The 17845-nt window shown below is 61.4% G+C and carries 15 protein-coding genes; 3 read left to right on the top strand and 12 right to left on the bottom strand.

Annotation, left to right across the window (positions count from 1 at the left end; genetic code table 11):
- Positions 1 to 120 precede the first annotated feature (120 nt).
- The 8 genes from GYH29_RS04640 to hemG form a co-directional block, all read right to left on the bottom strand.
- A complete protein-coding gene (locus tag GYH29_RS04640; RefSeq protein ID WP_232060510.1) occupies positions 121 to 831 on the bottom strand; it encodes a M48 family metallopeptidase in 711 nt (236 codons plus the stop codon).
- On the bottom strand, positions 791 to 1567 hold the full coding sequence (locus tag GYH29_RS04635) for a lysophospholipid acyltransferase family protein (RefSeq protein WP_019103521.1): 777 nt from the start codon (positions 1565 to 1567) through the stop codon (positions 791 to 793). Before GYH29_RS04635 ends, GYH29_RS04640 begins: the two co-directional genes overlap by 41 nt.
- A gap of 26 nt (positions 1568 to 1593) precedes the next feature.
- Entirely contained in the window at positions 1594 to 2139 is a 546-nt protein-coding gene (gene gmhB / locus GYH29_RS04630) for a D-glycero-beta-D-manno-heptose 1,7-bisphosphate 7-phosphatase (protein WP_019103520.1), read from the bottom strand.
- 49 nt (positions 2140 to 2188) lie between these two features.
- Positions 2189 to 4249: a glycine--tRNA ligase subunit beta gene (glyS, locus tag GYH29_RS04625; RefSeq protein WP_161523232.1), complete on the bottom strand. Its 2061-nt coding sequence runs from the start codon at positions 4247 to 4249 to the stop codon at positions 2189 to 2191.
- Positions 4250 to 4263: 14 nt separating this feature from the next.
- On the bottom strand, positions 4264 to 4689 hold the full coding sequence (locus GYH29_RS04620) for a surface-adhesin E family protein (RefSeq protein ID WP_039756162.1): 426 nt from the start codon (positions 4687 to 4689) through the stop codon (positions 4264 to 4266).
- 44 nt (positions 4690 to 4733) lie between these two features.
- A complete protein-coding gene (gene glyQ / locus GYH29_RS04615; protein ID WP_161523231.1) occupies positions 4734 to 5624 on the bottom strand; it encodes a glycine--tRNA ligase subunit alpha in 891 nt (296 codons plus the stop codon).
- A 137-nt stretch (positions 5625 to 5761) separates the two neighbouring features.
- Positions 5762 to 6496, bottom strand: coding sequence for a substrate-binding periplasmic protein (locus tag GYH29_RS04610; RefSeq protein WP_083860732.1), 735 nt, complete (start codon positions 6494 to 6496; stop codon positions 5762 to 5764).
- Between the two features lie 37 nt (positions 6497 to 6533).
- The gene (gene hemG / locus GYH29_RS04605; protein ID WP_161523230.1) at positions 6534 to 7865 is read right to left on the bottom strand and encodes a protoporphyrinogen oxidase; all 1332 of its coding nucleotides are present in this window, start codon (positions 7863 to 7865) and stop codon (positions 6534 to 6536) included.
- 874 nt (positions 7866 to 8739) lie between these two features.
- Here hemG and GYH29_RS04600 point away from each other — a divergent pair.
- The 3 genes from GYH29_RS04600 to GYH29_RS04590 all read left to right on the top strand — a co-directional run bounded on the left by GYH29_RS04600 (position 8740) and on the right by GYH29_RS04590 (position 11537).
- Positions 8740 to 10191: a lytic polysaccharide monooxygenase gene (locus GYH29_RS04600; RefSeq protein WP_161523229.1), complete on the top strand. Its 1452-nt coding sequence runs from the start codon at positions 8740 to 8742 to the stop codon at positions 10189 to 10191.
- A 552-nt stretch (positions 10192 to 10743) separates the two neighbouring features.
- Positions 10744 to 11124 (top strand): hypothetical protein, encoded by a 381-nt coding sequence (locus tag GYH29_RS04595; protein ID WP_161523228.1) that lies wholly within the window; start codon positions 10744 to 10746, stop codon positions 11122 to 11124.
- Between the two features lie 23 nt (positions 11125 to 11147).
- Positions 11148 to 11537, top strand: a complete 390-nt coding sequence (locus tag GYH29_RS04590; protein ID WP_141113127.1) for a hypothetical protein — start codon at positions 11148 to 11150, stop codon at positions 11535 to 11537.
- Between the two features lie 142 nt (positions 11538 to 11679).
- Here the strand turns inward: GYH29_RS04590 and GYH29_RS04585 are convergent, their stop codons facing one another.
- The 4 genes from GYH29_RS04585 to GYH29_RS04570 form a co-directional block, all read right to left on the bottom strand.
- The gene (locus GYH29_RS04585; RefSeq protein WP_198001637.1) at positions 11680 to 12348 is read right to left on the bottom strand and encodes a fimbrial biogenesis chaperone; all 669 of its coding nucleotides are present in this window, start codon (positions 12346 to 12348) and stop codon (positions 11680 to 11682) included.
- 67 nt (positions 12349 to 12415) lie between these two features.
- Complete coding sequence (locus GYH29_RS04580; protein WP_161523227.1) at positions 12416 to 13852, bottom strand: fimbrial protein; 1437 nt, start codon at positions 13850 to 13852, stop codon at positions 12416 to 12418.
- The gene (locus tag GYH29_RS04575; protein ID WP_081574671.1) at positions 13842 to 15263 is read right to left on the bottom strand and encodes a fimbrial protein; all 1422 of its coding nucleotides are present in this window, start codon (positions 15261 to 15263) and stop codon (positions 13842 to 13844) included. Before GYH29_RS04575 ends, GYH29_RS04580 begins: the two co-directional genes overlap by 11 nt.
- Positions 15264 to 15271: 8 nt before the next feature.
- A complete protein-coding gene (locus tag GYH29_RS04570) occupies positions 15272 to 17845 on the bottom strand; it encodes a fimbria/pilus outer membrane usher protein (protein ID WP_161523226.1) in 2574 nt (857 codons plus the stop codon).

Raw genomic sequence — 17845 nt, 5'->3', positions numbered from 1 at the left:
GAGCGTTACCGGTGAGTACGGCTTCAAAATGCGCATGTACCGTATGTACACTCCGCTTTTTCAGCCGTTTTCGCCTTGTCTCGCTCTAGCTCGCAAGATCATGAATCGGTTCTTTATTCATTAATCAAAATGGAACAGCTCGGCGCCGCGCAGCTTCAGCCAACGCCGCGCCGCCTGCCAGCCCGGGTACAGACGCGCAGTCTCCGCCCAGAAGGCGGGCGAATGGTTCATGTGTTCCAGATGGGCCAGCTCATGGGCGATCACATAGTCCAGCACCGTCGGGGGGGCTTGCAGCAAGCGCCAGTTCAGCCGGATGATCCCGGCGGCGGTGCAACTGCCCCAACGCGTGCGCGCCGACGACAGCTGTAGGCCGCAGGGCTGGCGACGACAGCCGCGCGCCAGTTCCGCCATCCGCGCCGGAAACCGCAAAGCAGCCTCTCGCTTGAAGAAACGGCGGACCGCCTGCTTCAAGGCCGCCGCGTCGCCGTGCGCGATACCGGTAACAATCAACCCGTCCGCCGTCTGTCTAGCCGTGCGCCTCGCGCCCGCTGTCAGCACGATGGGCAGCGCTTCCCCCCGCCAGCGCAGCTGGCTGAGATCTTCGGCTTGCCGCCGCTCTAGCCTCTGTCGCGCCACATGACCGGCGATCCAGTCTCGACGCTCCAACAACACTTCGCGCAGACGGGCGGCGCTAACCGCCGGATGGGCGACCAGCTCCACCCTGCCCGCGCCCACCCTAATGCCCACGCTCTTGCGCGGACGACGGGTCAGCACCACATCCACCTCGCCGTCAGGCAGCGGCAGACGCAGCCAGACGCTTGCGCTTTTCATCCTCGTCCGCAAACGGGCCGACGCCGCCGATCTCGCGCTGACGCGCCTCGATCCACTGCTCGGCCTCCTTCATCATCGCCTCCGGCCCCAGCTCTTCGCTCGGCACAATGGGCTGGCCCACCACCACGGTGATTTCGCCGGGGTATTTCAGGAAGGCGTTGCGCGGCCAGAACTCGCCGGCGTTGTGCGCCACCGGCACCAGCGGCATGTCGAACTGCTTGGCCATGCGCGCCGCGCCCAGCTTGTATTTGCCCGCCACGCCCGGCTTGGTGCGGGTACCCTCCGGGAATACCGTGATCCAGAAACGGTGGCGTTTGCGCTCCAAGCCCTGCTCCAGCAGACGCTGGTTGGCGTTGGCGCGGTCGGAGCGGTTGATGATGATGGGGTTCATCAGCACCAGGCCCCAGCCGAATACCGGAATCCAGGTCAGCTCTCGCTTGGCCACGTACACTTGCCACGGGAAAATCTTCTGCAAGGCCAAGGTTTCCCAACCGGACTGGTGCTTGGAACAGATCACCGACGGCTGCTCAGGCAGATTTTCCGCGCCCAGCACCTTGTATTTCAAGCCGATCACGTGCTCCAGCATCCACAACAGGCTCAAGGCCCAGCTGACGCCGAACACATGGCGCGCGCGGCGCGGCAGCGGCGCGGACAGCAGCAGCAGAAAGAAGAAGAGCGGCGTGATGATGATCAGCACCAGCCAATACAGCAGGTTACGAAGCCATAAACTCAGCATGCTTGGAACACTATCCTTTTCTGAAGTCAACGTTCGCGGGAATCGATCAGATATTCCGCGGCGTCGTACAAATCGTCGAACACCAGGGTGCCGGCCGGCAGCTCGCCGTCGGCCAGCGTCTTGGCCCCCTTGCCGGTCTTGACCAAGATGGGCAGGCCGCCCACCGCCGCCACCGACTCAAGATCGCGGCGGCTGTCGCCGATCAGCGGCAAGCCGTCCAGTTTCACATTGAAGCGCTCCGCAATCTCCAGCACCATGCCCGGCAACGGTTTGCGGCAGTCGCAGCCGGCGCTGGGGCCGTGCGGACAGAACAGCACCGCGTCGATGCGGCCGCCGGCCTGGCCCACCAGCCTGTGCATCTTCTCATGCATGGCGTTAAGCGCTTGCATGTCGAACAGGCCGCGGCCGATGCCGGATTGATTGGTGGCCACCACCACGCGCCAGCCGGACTGGGTCAGATTGGCGATCGCCTCCAGGCTGTGTTCGATCGGCACCCACTCCGCCGGCGATTTGACGAAATCGTCGCGGTCCTCGTTGATCACGCCGTCGCGGTCGAGTATCACTAGTTTCACGGTTGTCCCCGTCTAGAGCGCCGGGGCGGCCGGCGGCCGCCCCATCGAATCACTCCGCCAGCAGCGAGATGTCCGCCACGCGGTTGAACAAGCCGGCCAGACGCGCCAGCAAGGCGATGCGGTTGTTGCGCACCGCGGCGTCGTCCGCCATCACCATCACGCCGTCAAAGAAAGCATCCACCGGCGCGCGCAGCGAAGCCAATTGGGTCAGCGCGGCGGCGAAATCGCGGGCGGCGAATTGGCCGTCCACCTGCGGCGCCAGCTGCTCGACGGCGGCGAACAGCGCCCGCTCGGCCGCTTCGCTCAGCAGCGCGGGATTCACCGCGCCCACTTCGCCTTCGGCCTTCTTCAGGATGTTCTTCACCCGCTTGTTGGCGGCGGCCAGCGCGGACGCTTCCGGCAAGGCCTTGAAGGCGGCCACCGCGGACAACACCGCGCGCACTTCCGCCAGCCGGCTAGGCGCCTGCGCCAGCACCGCGTCGATCTCGTCGCCCTTGTAATCGGCTGCGAGGAAGTTCTTCAGACGGTCCATCATGAAGCCGAACACCTCGTCGGCCACATTGGCGGACAGCTTGCCTGCCGGGAAGGCGGCGGCGACGATGTTCAGCAGCGCCTTCACATCCAGGTCCGCTTCCAGCGCCATGCGCACCACGCCCAGAGCGGCGCGGCGCAATGCGAACGGGTCCTTGTCGCCGGTGGGGATCAGGCCGATGCCCCAGATGCCGACGATGGTTTCCAGTTTGTCCGCCAGCGCCACCGCGGTGGCGATCTTGCCTTCCGGCAGCGTGTCCCCCGCAAAGCGCGGGTGGTAATGGCCTTCGATGGCGGCCGCCACTTCGGCATGCTCGCCGTCGTGCTGGGCGTAGTACATGCCCATCACGCCTTGCAGTTCTGGGAATTCGCCCACCATGTCGGACACCAAATCGGCCTTGGCCAGATAAGCTGCGCGGGCGGCCAGCGCGGCGTCTGCGCCCAATTCATGGGCGATGGCGCCGGCAATGCTCTGCAGACGCTCCACGCGCTCCAGTTGCGAACCGATCTTATTGTGGTACACCACATTGGCCAGACGCGGCAGCCGGCTGTCCAAGCGCGCCTTCTGATCCTGCTCGAAGAAGAACTTGGCGTCGGACAGACGCGCACGCAATACGCGCTCGTTGCCGCCGACGATAAAGGACGGATCGGCGGTTTCCAGGTTGGACACCAGCAAGAAGCGGTTCATCAGCTTGCCGGACGCGTCCAGCAGCGGAAAATACTTCTGGTTCTGCTGCATGGTCAAGATCAGGCACTCCTGCGGCACGCGCAGGAATTCGGCTTCGAAGCCGGCTTCCAGCACCACCGGCCACTCCACCAGGCCGGTCACCTCGTCGAACAAGGCTTCCGGCGCGGCGATGGTGGCGTTCAGGCGGGCGGCGGCCTCGGTCAGTTTGTGGCGGATCAGTTCGCGGCGAGCGTCGAAGCTGGCCACCACCTTGCCGGATTCATGCAGGGTGCGCGCGTAGGCGTCGGCGTTGGCCACCGTCACCTCGCCTTCGGACAAGAAACGATGGCCGCGGGTGCTCTGCCCGCTTTGCAGGCCCAGCACCTCGCCCGGCACCACCGCGTCGCCGTGCAGCATGATCAGGCCGTGCACCGGGCGCACGAATTGCACGTCCAGGCTGCCCCAGCGCATCAGTTTGGGCGCCGGCAGCTTTTTCAGCGCCAGCGCCACCACGTCGGCCAGCACCGCGGCCAGCGGCTGGCCCTGCTTGACGCTTTCATAGGCGTACACATCCTGCTTGCCGTCGCTCATCGTGGACAGCGCGGACACCTCCACGCCGCAGGAACGGGCAAAACCGGCCAGCGCCGGCGTGGGTTGACCGTCCTTGAATCCGGCGGTCACGGCCGGGCCTTTGCGAGCGATCTTCTGGTCCGGCTGCAAGGCGGCCACATCGGCCAGTTGCACCGCCAGGCGGCGCGGGGAGGCGTAAACCGTCGCCTCGGCGTCGGCCGGCGCGAACTGCATTTTCTTCAATTCGTCGCCAATGGTCTGGGCAAAGCTGGCGGCCAGCTTTTCCAGCGCTTTGGGCGGCAGCTCCTCGGTGAGCAGCTCAATCAGCAATGTCTGGTTCATATTCACTCGAAAACTTAACGCTTGGCGGCCCCGGCGGCTTCGCAGATCACCTTCATCATGGCGTCGGCGACCGATCCCTGATACACGGGCTGCCATTTCCAGGCGTGACGCGGCACTGGAAATAGGGTTGAGAACAGGTGCCTGTTGTTGCGATCGAAATAATCGGAACTGACAAACACATACTGGTACTTACCGCAGTCGGCGTAACCGACGCTGCGGCGGATATTGAATTTCAGCTTGTAGCTTTTCTCGTACTGGACCTTATCGAACCGTTCCTGGTTGACGAAGTGCACCAGTCCGTCCTGTCCCAGCCACAGCGAGTTGCCGTCAATCGCCAGTTGCAGCGCCTTGCCGTCCTGATACGCCACCCAATCGGCGGCGGGTTCGGCCAGCGCCGGCAGCGCCAACGCGGCGCACATGCATGCGAAAAAAGCTTTCATGCGCATACCCTCTGTCAAGAAACGGCCGGGGCGGCAAGTCAAGCTCAGGCCTGCCGGCACATCGGGAAGCCCAGCGCTTCGCGGGCGTCGTAATAGGCCTGCGCGACGCCGCGGGACAGGGTGCGGATGCGGCCGATGTAGGTGGCGCGCTCGGTCACCGAGATCGCCCCGCGCGCGTCCAGCAGGTTGAAGGTGTGGCCGGCCTTGAGGATCATTTCATAGGCCGGCAACGGCAGGCTGGCCTCCAGCAACGACTTGGCCTCGGCCTCGTAATCGTTGAACTGGCGGAACAGCAGCTCGACATTGCTGTGTTCGAACGCGTACTTGGATTGCTCCACTTCATTCTGGAAGAACACATTGCCATAAGTCACCGGCTGGTCGTCCGGCAAATGGGTCCAGATCAGATCGTAGACGTTCTCCACGCCCTGCAAATACATGGCCAGGCGTTCCAGGCCGTAGGTGATCTCGCCCAACACCGGCTTGCAGTCCAGTCCCCCCACTTGCTGGAAGTAGGTGAATTGAGTCACTTCCATGCCGTTAAGCCATACTTCCCAGCCCAGCCCCCAGGCGCCCAGGGTCGGGTTTTCCCAGTCGTCCTCAACAAAGCGGATATCTTGCACCGTCGGGTCCAGGCCCAGCTCCTTCAAGGAGCCCAGATACAGTTCCTGAATATTGGACGGAGACGGCTTCAGCACCACCTGGAATTGATGATGCTGGAACAGGCGGTTGGGGTTTTCGCCGTAACGGCCGTCCTTGGGACGGCGGGACGGCTGCACATAGGCCGCGTTCCACGGCTCCGGCCCCAGCGCCCGCAGAAAGGTGGCGGTATGGGAAGTCCCCGCGCCCACTTCGGTGTCGTAAGGCTGCAGCAAGGCACAGCCCTGGCGGTTCCAATAGTGCTGGAGCGTGAGGATGATTTCCTGGAAGGTAAGCATAGACGTGGTAAGCAAAGTGAAAAGTCAAAGGCCGATTCTACCGCCTAGCGCCCCCCGCGCAAAGCCAAGCCGTTGGCGGCAAATCAAAAAGGCCGGCGAAATATCCTCCCGCCGGCCCGCCTCGCGTCGCCTCGCCCTCATTTGCCCGTCACTGGCACCATGTCCCGGAACTTGCGCTTGGTGTATTTGGCGTAGATACGCTCCACGCTGCCGTCGCGGATCAAATCGCCTATCGTCGCGTCCAGCCGGGCGGCCAGCGCCGCCTGTCGAGCGCTGAAATTGGGCGATAAATCTGTGCGGTCTATCACCGGCTGCAGTATCTCCACATTCTGCCGCAGGGACGCGCCCCAGACATCGCACAATACAAACTGGCGGTGACCGCCGATCAGCATCGCGTAAAGCTGATCCTCGTCGTTGCTCGGCTCCAGTTTCCAGTTGGGGTAGTTCAGGATCTTCGGCGTATAGGTGTAGCCGCGCACCATGCCCACCGCCTGGCCTTGCACCAGCTTCCAGTCGAAGGATTTGACCGGCGAACCGCTTTTCACACACAAGGCCACCGGGTAGCTGGAGTAAACGTTTTTGAAACGCGGCGTCTGCGCCGCGACTTCATTGTCGATCACCGCGTCGTAATCGCCGGTTTTGATGCCTCGCAGGCAACGCTCCCATGGCGCGGCCTCCATCGTGACCGGCACGTTCATCCGGCGGAAGGCCTCTTGCAATACGTCGTGGCTGATGCCGGAGTCCACCTTGCCGTTTTTCACATAAGTGAACGGTTGCCACTCCACTCCGCATAGTTTGACCGGGGCCTGCGCCGCCGCGCCCGCCGCCAGCAAACCGGCTCCGACAGCCGCCATCCATAGACTCGCCCGCATCGCCCGCTCCTTTCACCCAGCTGTCCGCGACGATTTGTTATATGCCGTATCCGCGACAATGCAAAGCCTGCTCCGCCAGCCGGTCGGCCAGCGCCCGGCCCTTGGCCAGGCAATCCGGCAGCGACACCCCATCCAGCCAGTTGGCGCACACATGCAGACCGCGCTCGCTCGCGGCCGCCGCCAGCGGCCGCAAGGCCGCCATCGCCAAGGTGCCCTGCGGCAGCGCCTGCGGCCAACGCACGATGCGCTGGCTCAAGGGCTCGCCCTCCAGGCCGAACAGGCGCGCCAGTTCCAGGTTCAAACGCCGCAACAAGGTCTGATCCGGCAATCCGGCCAACTCCGCCTGGCGACGGCCGCCGATAAAACTGGTCACCAGTTTCAAACCGGGCGCCGCCGTGTGCGGATAAATCCGGCTGGACATCAAATGCCCCAAGGCCAAAGCCTGCTCGCTGGCAGGGTGCAAACCGCCAAACCCATTCAGCGGCCGGCGCAGCGCTTGCTCCTCCGTTACCGTGGCGACTACGGTCAGCGGCGCATAGGGCAGCGCCGCGCAGGCGCTCGCCCAATCCGGCTCGCAGTCCTTCAGCAACAAGGCCGCCTGCGGCGCAGGCAAGGCCAGCACCACGGCACTGGCCAGTTGCGGCCCCCTCGGCGTCAACACCCGCCATCCCTCATCCGCGCGCTCCAGCCCCAGCGCCGGACAGCCCAGCCTCACGTCCAGATCCCGCGCCAGCCGCTCGGCCAGGCTGGACAGCCCGCCCGCCAGCGTGAACATCCGTTTGCGTCTCACCACCCCGCGCCGCCAGCGCCGCCACATGCCCAAGGCCAGCGAACCGGCCTCCCGCTCCGCGGCCGCCAATGCGGGCAAGCATTCCGCCATCAGCAACTCTTCCGGATCTCCGGCGAATACGCCTCCGATGAACGGGTCCACAAGAGTGGCCAGCGCTTCCTCTCCCAGCCGACGCCGGAAAAAGGCCGCCACCGTTTCCGCCTGCGCTGGCGCGGAACAACGCCAGGGCTCGCTCAATAAACGCCATTTGGCGCCCCAGCTGAAGTAGGAGCCGGTCAGCAAAGCGGCCAGGCCGTCGGGCAAGGCACGGTAGTGACCGTGCCGCAACACGAAACGCCGCTGCGGCCCCGGCGCCGGCGACAAGGGCGTCAGCCCAAGCTCCAGCAGCCATTGCCACAAGGCTTCGTCCGCCAACACGGTGTTGGGCCCCGCCTCCATCAGGCCCGGCGCCAAATCCAGGCTCAGCACCTTGCCGCCCACCCTGCCGGACGCTTCGAACACCACCGCATCCACGCCATGCTGGCGCAACTGCCAGGCGCAGGCCAGGCCGGACATTCCCGCGCCTATCACCGCAATCATTTCCCTCTCCCTCTAAATTGGGCCTGTTCAAGAGGCCGCTAACCAAACCTCGGATTCCGCACTGCGCCCCCTTGTTGTACCACGGGTCTTGCCTACGTCGGCGCACCTTGCCTCAGTCGTGAAACTGGCAATGTTAGCGGCTCTTCCTGTTCACGATCTGCGGCGATACGGCGTTGAAAGCCCCTTTAAAATGCTCATGTACCATCTGTACATTCCGCTTGCTCAGCGGTTTTCGCCTTGTCTCGCTTTAGCTCGCTAGATCGTCAACACGTTCTAAAGCTAAAAGGCCGCCCAGCGGCAGCCCTTGATAAGTCCCAGTATGCCTGGCGCGGCCCGCGCGCCAGTTGATCCGCGGCAAGCCGGTGCACAGAGGGAGTCCGGCTCGCGCCCAAATGAACACCATCAAGACGACAACAAGCCATCATCTACGTGCAGCATTCGCACACGCTTGATTCATTGTGCAAACCCATTTGCCCAGCACAATGAATGACAAGAAGATTTCGTCATTCATTATGCTGGCTACATGTGCAAACGCTGATGAGCATCCCTAGCGCCCGCATCAACAAGAAATTGTATTTCCACCCACAACGCTGATTATCCAGAGCGGCCTTTACTTTTCACGGCAAAAAAACAAACGCTCAAACCCCTGCACCCTAAAAAACCAATCCCCGCGAGAATATTTACAAATTATTTAGAATTGTTTATTTAAAATCAAATAACACAAATAATGCCACAGCCCATAAGGCAAAATATTGACAAGTGCATCCAAATCGCCACTTTCGATAGGAGCATCGCTTCACTCGAAACCAAGGAGGGCGAGCTCCAAAGCTCTCTCTGATGCACAAGGCTATTATTCATGCAAAGGAATACTAAAATGCAATTAAAAAAATCAATAACCACAACGTTTGTTTTATCGCAGATTGCAACCGCATTACTTGCGATGACTCCAATTACGGCTTCAGCCCATGGCAGCATGATAGACCCACCTAGCCGAAACTATAATTGCAATGCGAATGACAGCGTAGAGTACCCCAGGACAATTGGGTGTCAGAACGCAGTTAAATATGGCGGCAAGCCAATGCTCTACAATTGGATGGGGGTTGCTCAAATGGGAGCGAACAGCAATCACCAGAAAGTTGTCCCCAATGGCCGACTGTGCGCAGGCGGCGACGCGTCGTGGGCCAAGGGTCTGGATATTCCGCCCAAAGATACCAAATGGGCCGCAACATCCATCAAACCCGCCGCCGATGGCACGGCCACCTTTAAATACCAGCAAACCGCTCCTCACGCGACAAAATACTTTAAAACCTATATCAGCAAAGACAGCTATGACGGTAGCCGTGCCTTGCACTGGGAAGATCTGGTGCAGATTGGCGATTCCGGCGCCAAGCCGGGCGAGCGCATGACTGAGCTTAAAGTGAAAATCCCATCTGGCATGACTGGGCCCCGCGTTATTTACAACGTTTGGCAACGTAGCGACAGCGCCGAGGCTTTCTATAGCTGTTCTGATGTTGAAATTGTAGCGGCTAACATTCAATGGAAACCTATCCGAGCCGTACCAGGCCACCTCGTTGAACCCGGCACTAAAATTACCTTGCGGGTATTCGATATGGCACGTGGCGCGGATAAGGAAAGCCACAGCATTACCGTGACATCAGCACAAGCCCAGCCGGAAGAGTGGCTCTATGCGCTGGCTCAAAAAGTCAATAGCAAATCCCAGATTGTCAACATGGGGAAACTAGTTGGCAACAAAGTAGAACCACAACGTTCTTCCACCGAGAATACGCTATATGGCAATGGCCAGGAATATGACTTCGCCGTGGACATGGAAACGCCGGAACCGCCGCCTCCTGGCGGCGGCGATGTCCCAATCGCTAAAATCATGGGCGCCAGCGAAGCCAAAGCGGGTGAGCGGGTGACTTTATCCACCGCATCGTCCACGGGTAAAAATCTGAAAACACAGTGGAAATACTCTAACTCTTTAGCCGTAACACCCATTGATGAACTACTGATATTCGTCGCGCCTGAATTAAAGCAGGATCAACGATTCACTTTTGAAGCCATCGTCAGCAATGACAAGGGAAAGGATACCGCAAAACATACCGTACTCATTAAGGCCAAAGACAATAACGGCGGCGGCAACAATGGCAACTCTTCCACCTGGAATAAAATGATTGAATACAAGCAGGCTTGTACAAAAGTTAGCCATAACGGTAAGGTTTGGTTGAACGGCTGGTGGACTACAGGCATAGAGCCCGGTTCGGAGGGCGCTTGGGGAGTATGGCGTCAGGAAGGTAGTAAGGAAATGCACGCCCAGTGTAAATAACAGCAATCCAAACTAAGCCCCTTCTTCAGCCCTGCGTATCAAACGCGGGGCTTTTTCCATTCTTGACCGCATCTAGCGGCATGGCTGCTTGGGTTTGGAAAGTTTGTTAGAACCTGTTTACGATCTGCTGCGCGCCGTGGAGCGTTCCACGGCGAGTACGCCTTCGAAATGCTCATATACCACGTGTACATTCCGCTTTCTCAACCGTTTCCGCCTTGTCCCGCTCTTGCTCGCTAGATCGTAAACACGTTCTTAGCCCCTCACCCGCTTCCCGCCCTTGACGCCCCCTCCCAGCCTGTTTAGGCTTGGTTCCGCGTCGTGCCCAATACACGACGCAGGGCTGGCAAGCCCAAGATCGTTTAACCGCAGACTAATAGTGTCCGCTTTGGCACAACTACGTCTGCTGCCACGCCGTACCCATTCGGGGCGGGCCGTGGCAGGGAGTCCTCTGGACTGCCGGTCTATTGGTTAAACGAACCGGTCTTGCCACCTTGTCATGTGCCTGCCCCAGCCTCGCCTGGGCAGGTTTCCAAAGATGACATGGAGACCGTGATGACCTTTTCCACTTTTCCCCCCGCCATGCCGCCGCCCGCCTGTCCCCATTGCCCAGGCCAACAATCCACGCCCGCCACTGTGCCGGTGATGGAGCAGCTGCACCTTTGTTCCCAGCGCTTGCCCGCCGTTGCCGGCGATATGGTGTTGCTGGGCGAACTGGGCCAGCAGTTAAACCATTGCTATGTCGAACTGGACACCGCCCTGCTGCGCGGCGTGATGGACATGCGCGCCGCCCACACGGGCTTATTGGCCTTGATCACCTTGTTGGAACGCCGCGACGAGCCGCTGTTGTTTACCAGCGAGGACGCGCTGGCCTTGCTGGAGCCGATACAGCAGCGCTTGAAACAGGGGCTGGAACACTTTAACGGCGTGCTGTGATGGCTATTAGGGAGAGCATTGCCATGATGAAGCTGCTGATCCAGCATAACCAGGCTCTCAAGCGCGCCGCCCGTTTGATCATTGCTTATGAGATGCGCCTGGGGGTGATTTCTCTGGCGGACAAGAACCCACTCCACCCGGCCAATACCGAAGACATCCATCAGGAAATCAAGCAGGCGTTGACGGCTTTCCACCTTTGGCGCAAATGGCGTGGCGAGCACGAGCCTGCCCGCGCCGCTTTATTGGAGATGTGGGCATCCGGGAAATGGACCAACCGCGATACCTGTGTGCGGCAGTGTTATCGTCTGGCGGGGTTCAAGAATATGGTCACCGCCCGCCAGGCGCTGGTGGGCGCGCCGATGCCAGAGCCTTTGGCCGTCCGAAGGCAACGCGCCATGTGGGCGGAGCCTTAGAACGTGTTTACGATCTCGCGAGCTAGGGCGCGACGAGGCGAAAACAAGCGAAAAAGCGGAGTGTATGAGTGGTACATGAACATTTTGAGCTTGTACTCTCCGTGCAACGCTCCACGAAGCGCCGCAGACTTTGAACAGGTTCTTAGCCAGCGCTCGCCCATAGCTCGGTTCTACCCGCAACCGGCTTGCCGTCGTCGTCCACCAGCAGGAAACGGACCTCCGCCGCTTCGGCTTCGCAAGGCAGGGGCAAGTCCAGCGTTTCCCATGCCTGAGGCGCCACCATGTCCGCCGTTAGCGGCTGGGCAAGTTCGCCAGCGCAGACCAACTCCAGAGCGCGGAAGGTGGCGTAATAAGGGCTGGGATTGTCGATGCGCAAGCCCTGGCCGTCCTTCGTCGGCACCAGCGAGAAGCGCAGCTGCTCCGGCACCTTCTCCACTGGCGAGGGCAGCTTGGCCGGCCGCATGAAAAGCTTCATCTGGGTGCGCAAGGTAACGGTCAGCGTTTGCGCGTCCGCCGGCAGATCGCCTGGCTTCGGCGGAATCTCATACAGATTCAACCAGAACAATGACTCTCGGTCCGCCGGCAAGGGCAGGCCGGTGGCGATCAGGCGTAGGCTGATCTGCCCTTGCGGGTTCAGGCGGAAGATAGGCGGCAAGGCCACCGCCGCCGCTTCCGCGGAGTCCGGCCCGGACTCTAGCCGGCCGTCGTCCACCCAGGCTTGCACCATCACTGGATAGGGGTTGAGATTGGCCAATTGCAGCGATTGCTCGGCGCTGCCGGCGGCGAACACCACCCGCGTGGATTCCGCCATAATCCCGGCCGAAACAGAGCAAGACAAGCAGCCCGCCACTCCCCCGGCCACCATGCCGCGTCTAAGCTTATTGAACACGAATCACCGCCTGCACCGTTGCATGGAAACGACCCGCCGTCGCCGTCATCCCCGGCAGCTTGGTCAAACGCGCCCGCAAGCGCGTGGAATAAGCCGTCTCGCCGTTGGGCCTGCCGGTTTCACTCGCTCCGCTCAACACGGGGTACCAACCGTCTTGCCTGCCCCCCAAGGTCAGCCATTCATTGCCCAGGAAGTTCATGGTCTCGCTCCCCTGTTCCCGAGTCAGTGTCACGCCAACACCGGCAGCCACGCCCACGCTCCCGTAACCGTCCGACAATAAATGAGTCGCCCCGCTGCCGCTGGAGGTCAAGCCCAAATGAACCGCGCTTTGATAGTTGGCGGGCTGCACCAACACGCCCATCGCCGTCTGGCCTCGGCCTGTTCCGCTACTCATCCCATTCACCAGTCCCTCTGCAACCGGCCCAGTCTGGCAACTGAAATGGATCTCCAGCGGCAGCTCCCGCTGCTCTCCCGCATTCAACTGCTGCGCGCTGATCCTCGGAAACGACACTACGGGGGTGACGTTGGACACCGCGCAAGTGGCCGAGCGGTTGATATACAACTTGTCGTAAAACTTGACCGCGCCAATATAATTTCCTCGGTTATAGTCAGGGTAATTAGAGTTCGAATCCGTATTCACATATTCGACGCCCGACCCCACTCCCGGCCCCTTAAAAACCGTGTAGGCGATGCCATAATCAAAAGGGAAACCGCCGCCAATACCCGTGCCTCCCTGAGCCGGAAGACCATCCCCGCCGCCTCCGCACCCTGCACACCCGGACATCTCCTCATTACTGACTCGGAATAGCTCCACCCGGATATTGGTGAAATTCTTCACCTTGATCAGCAGCTTGCCCTGGCTATCGGCATCCAGCCCCGTCAACAAGCGCCTCTGCCAGTGCCTCTGAAAAAACATGCCGTCGGCCAAATTGGTAAGACGGCTGACCACGCCCTGATAACGAGTACGGTAGCCCCGCTCCACCCCAAACTTTGAGCCGTCTTCATGCATCCCGGTCAAGGGATATGGCCCATTGGTCGTGTAGTACTCATACACTTGATTTTGATCCGCGGCATCGCAGCGGAATAGCACCTGCTCCGGAGAGAGATAAGGCGTTCGCCCCAAGGAAGTGCTGGGCGCCACGCCGCTGGACAGCAAGGTGCCATCCGGCTGAAACCGGCTGCTATTGATGTTGATTGATGCCGGCACCGCCTCGGAACCCCCGCCATGACCAATGCCTGGCGAGTCCCAAACCGCCACCACCCCCTTGTCTGGCTCAACATAGTCGTTAGCATTCGGATTCGTCGACGGCGTAGCCCGCGACACTCGATAACAAGCCCCTTCCGCCTGAGCGCTCAGCATGCCCCCCAACACCGCCAACAACGCGACGCATTTAATTTTTATGCTTACCTTCATTTCACTGGACACGGACCACCACCTGTGCGGTCGCGTTCAAGGAGCCAGGCTTGACCTTCTTGCCCGGCAGGCGAGTCAGCGTCGCGCGCATCCGCGCACGATAACGAGTCAAGCCATCCTGGTTGCCCGATGTGTCGGCATCCTGCAATACCGGATACCAGCCGGCAGCGTTACCGCCGCCGGTAATCCACTCACTGCTCAACCAGTTCAGCTTCTGTCCATCCTGCCGGCTCAGCGCCACGCCTACTCCAGTGGCCACGTCAGGATTAACGCCATAGCCGTCGGAAAGCAGGTGGGTGACCCCGCTTCCGCCGGGCACCCCTAGCCCCTCTTTTTGCGCCGCCAGGTAATTGGCAGACTGAACTAGCAGCCCCATCGCCGTCTCCCCGGCTTCGATGCCGCTTTTGAAACCAGTCAGGCCGGCATTGCCCGGCGCGCCGGTCTGACATTGCAGGTGGATGTCGATGGCTAAAGTACGCTGTCCGCCCTTCTCTAATTCCACCGCGCTGATGGGAGGGAAAACCGCCACTGGCGTCACTGTTTCCACACGGCAGCTGGCGCTTCGGCGCACTTTCACTGTGAGATACGGATTGATGGCGCCAGGCCAGTCACCGTAAAAACCGGACCACTCGGACGCGTGATCTGCGTTTGGCTTCAAATTTGGCGACAGGCCGCCGCCTTGAAACGCGCTGTAGGCGATAGGCTGGCTGTTATCCCAATTCTGGCCGGCCGTGCCATCCTGCCAGCTATCACTATTCAATCCCTTGGACGGGCTGTATTTGAAAAACTCAATCTTGTAATTGCTGAAATGCCTGGCCTTGATCAGATACCAGCCTTTTGAGTCCCTGTCCTTCTCCATATCAAGCTCCAGCGGCCGCCGCTTCCAATAGCGCGACGCGTATTCGCCGGTGTTCAGATTGGTCACCCGCGAGATCAAGCCGCGCTGTATCGTGCGGTAGGACTCAGGCAGACCGATGGCGCTACCCATCTCCTCCTTGCCGGCGGTATCATTATCCCCATTGGTTGAGTAATACTCGTAAAAAGTGCTCGGATCATCCGTCGGCTGGCAGCGGAACAGCACTTGCTCCGGCGAGTACCCCCCAGTATGGCCGGACCCCAGGTCGAAGATGCTCAGTACCTTGTTGCTCAACAAGGTGCCGTCGGGCTGGAACACCTCATTATTGATATTGATGGTCATCGCCATCGCCCCCTGGCCTGCGCCATCGTGTGCGCCATCCCAAACCCTAACCTCGCCCTTGCCAGGTTCGACATAATCCACCGCATTGGTATCAGTCGTCGGTGTGGAACGCGATACGCGATAACACGTGGCTTCCGCCGACACGCTGTACAGCCCGCCTCCCAGCAAGGCCAACAAGACGGCGGCTCCGCGCCGCCGCACCGTCGCATCGTGTTGAACTGTCATCTTGACCCTCATTGTTTGACCAATGGCGCGCACTCAGCCTCCAGGCGGATAATGGGCCGACTGGCGGCATCGTCTTGCAGCGCGTACGGCAAGGCGCATTGGCTATCTCTCGCTTCGCCCCACTTCACCCTCAGCCTGGCCTTGCGCGCGGACACCCGCGCATAGGCCTGTCCGCCCTGGCCCACCATGCCGACATTGACGCCGTCTTCCGCATACACCATCGCCCCCATGGGCAGGGCCGAGCCATCGGCCAGCCGCCCCTTGATCAACAGCGCCTGGCCGCGGCGGGTAGCGAACGTCAGCCTGACCGCCGCGCCGGCGTACGGCGCGGTGCGCAACTGGTCGCCCTGCAGTTCCACCCCATCGGCCAGGCCCTTGCTGTCCAACGCCACATCGTTGTAACGATACGGCGTCAGCGACGGAATCAAGGCGTAGCCGGCGCGGTCCACCGTGGCGCCCATGCCGTTGCGCACCGCCGCGCCGCTGGCGCCGGGCGCTTCCACCAGACCAAAGGTCTCGCTCAGATAAGGACCGAAAGTCACTCCCCCTCGGTGCACCGCCAGCGCGCCTCGCGCGCTGACGCCGGTTTGGCTGAAGTTGCGGCCGCGCGAATAGCTGCCGCCCACCGTGACCACCGGGAAACGCTTTTGCACATTGGCGCCGAAAGCGCCTGAACTACTTTGCGAGCTGTGCGAGGCGTTGACGCCGTAGCTGACCGTCTGCGCTTCATCAGCAGTGCCGCTGAGAGACAATTGCAGATTGCGTTCGCCCTCGCTGCGGCTCGTCGACGCCGACAGCATCGGCGCGCGCCGGATCTTGCCCAGCGGCACCGACAGATTAAGCATCACCGTATTACGGACCCGCCCGCTATCCAGCGGCTGGAAAGTCCCCCCACCGCCCTGCAATTGGCCGACGCGCTGGCGCGACACCGACACCCCGTAGCTAATGGAGCGAAACTGGTTCTGATAGCTGAGCTGCAATTGGGTGTCCCGCTCTTTGCCTTTGTAGTAATCGCTGATAGCGGCGGACAGCCCCAGGCTGCCGTAGCCGCCCAGCCGTTGGTTGATGCTGACGGTGAACTGGTTGCGTTGCTGGAAGGTGCTGGAATTCCAAGTCTCGCCGCGCTTAAAAGCCTGCCGCGCGCCCAGCGCGTCAACCAGATCGCGGTAGCCTCGGGTGGAATAGCGATAGCCGGCCAAGGTGATGGAGGTGGCGGTGGGCTGGATGGTATGGCTGTACGACAGGGCCGCGCGCCAGCCGTGGTTCAAGCTGCCGTCGCCGTCGCGGGAACGTGAATAGGTGGCGTCCGCGCCCAGCGCGCCATAGCGGGATCCCCACACCATGCCGCCCAGCAAGGCGGTGTAATCGGAAGCCGCCCGCGCGCCGATATTGGCGGTGAGCGCGTTGTTGATGCCGCGCTGATAGGTGAAATCGGCGAACACCGGCTTGTCGTCCAACACATTGCGCAGTTGACCCAAGGTCAGACTGTAGCGGGTCTGATCCGGCCGCATGGACCCAGGCACCGAAGCGAAGGGCACGGTAAAGCGCTTAACCTGCCCGTCCGCCTCGGTGATCTCCACTTCCAGGTCGCCCTGGTAGCTGGTGGGGAACAGGTCGTCAATCACGAAAGGGCCGGGCGCCACCACGGTCTGATAAATCTCCTGCTTACCCTGACGCACCACCACCCGGGCATTACTGTCCGCCACGCCGCGCACCACCGGCGCGTAGCCGCGCAAGGACTCCGGCAACATCCGGTCGTCGCTACGCAGCTGCACGCCGCGGAAACTAAGGCCGCTCAGCAGGCTGCCCCCGGTAGAGCTCTCCCCCAGCGTCAATTCGCTCTGCAAGGCGGGCAAGGCGCGCTGCGCGTAGCTGCGGATATGATTCCAACGTCCGCCGCCGGCCATGCCTCCGCTGTAGTTGGATTGCTGACGCAAGCGCCATAAGCCCAGGTTGATCCCGGCATCGGCGGAAACATAATGATAGCTGTTGCTGATGTTCCCGCTGCTGGAACGATAACTGTTGGCGTCGTAGTTGACGAAACCAATGGCCGCGCCGGCATCCAGATCCTCCTCCGCCACATAGCCGCGCGGCCGCCGCTTCATCGCCGCTTGCGGCACCGACAGGTCCAGGCGCAAGCGCGGCAGGTCAAACACACTGCTGGCGCCGGGAATGCGCAGAGCCAGCGGCCAGCACGCCGCCGCCGCGTCCTCGGCAGACGGCAAGCTGTCCGCCAGCACCCCGGCTTTGAGCAGGAAAGCCTGGTCCAGGCAGGCGGAGGTAGGATGTTCGCCTTCGCGGCGAAAACTCACCGTCTGACGGGAATTAAAGACGCCATTAACGAAGACATCCACCAGGTAGTCGCCAGGGTCCACTTGATTGGGTGTGTTGAAACGCTCAAGGCCATCCGCCAACGAAGACCCCAGCAGCAAGCGACTGTCGAAACGATAGGCCAACAAGGCCGGAGCCGTCTCCGCGGCCGCCTCAGCCCAGACCAAGCCGGGCGACAGGCAGACCGCGCTGGCGGCCAACACTGGGGGAAGGCCAGGAAGCCACTGGCCGCGATAAGTATTTGGGGTCAT

It is taken from the genome of Chromobacterium haemolyticum (genome assembly GCF_009936155.1).
GTDB classification, from domain to species: domain Bacteria; phylum Pseudomonadota; class Gammaproteobacteria; order Burkholderiales; family Chromobacteriaceae; genus Chromobacterium; species Chromobacterium haemolyticum.
This window is presented reverse-complemented; position numbering and strand designations above follow the sequence as displayed.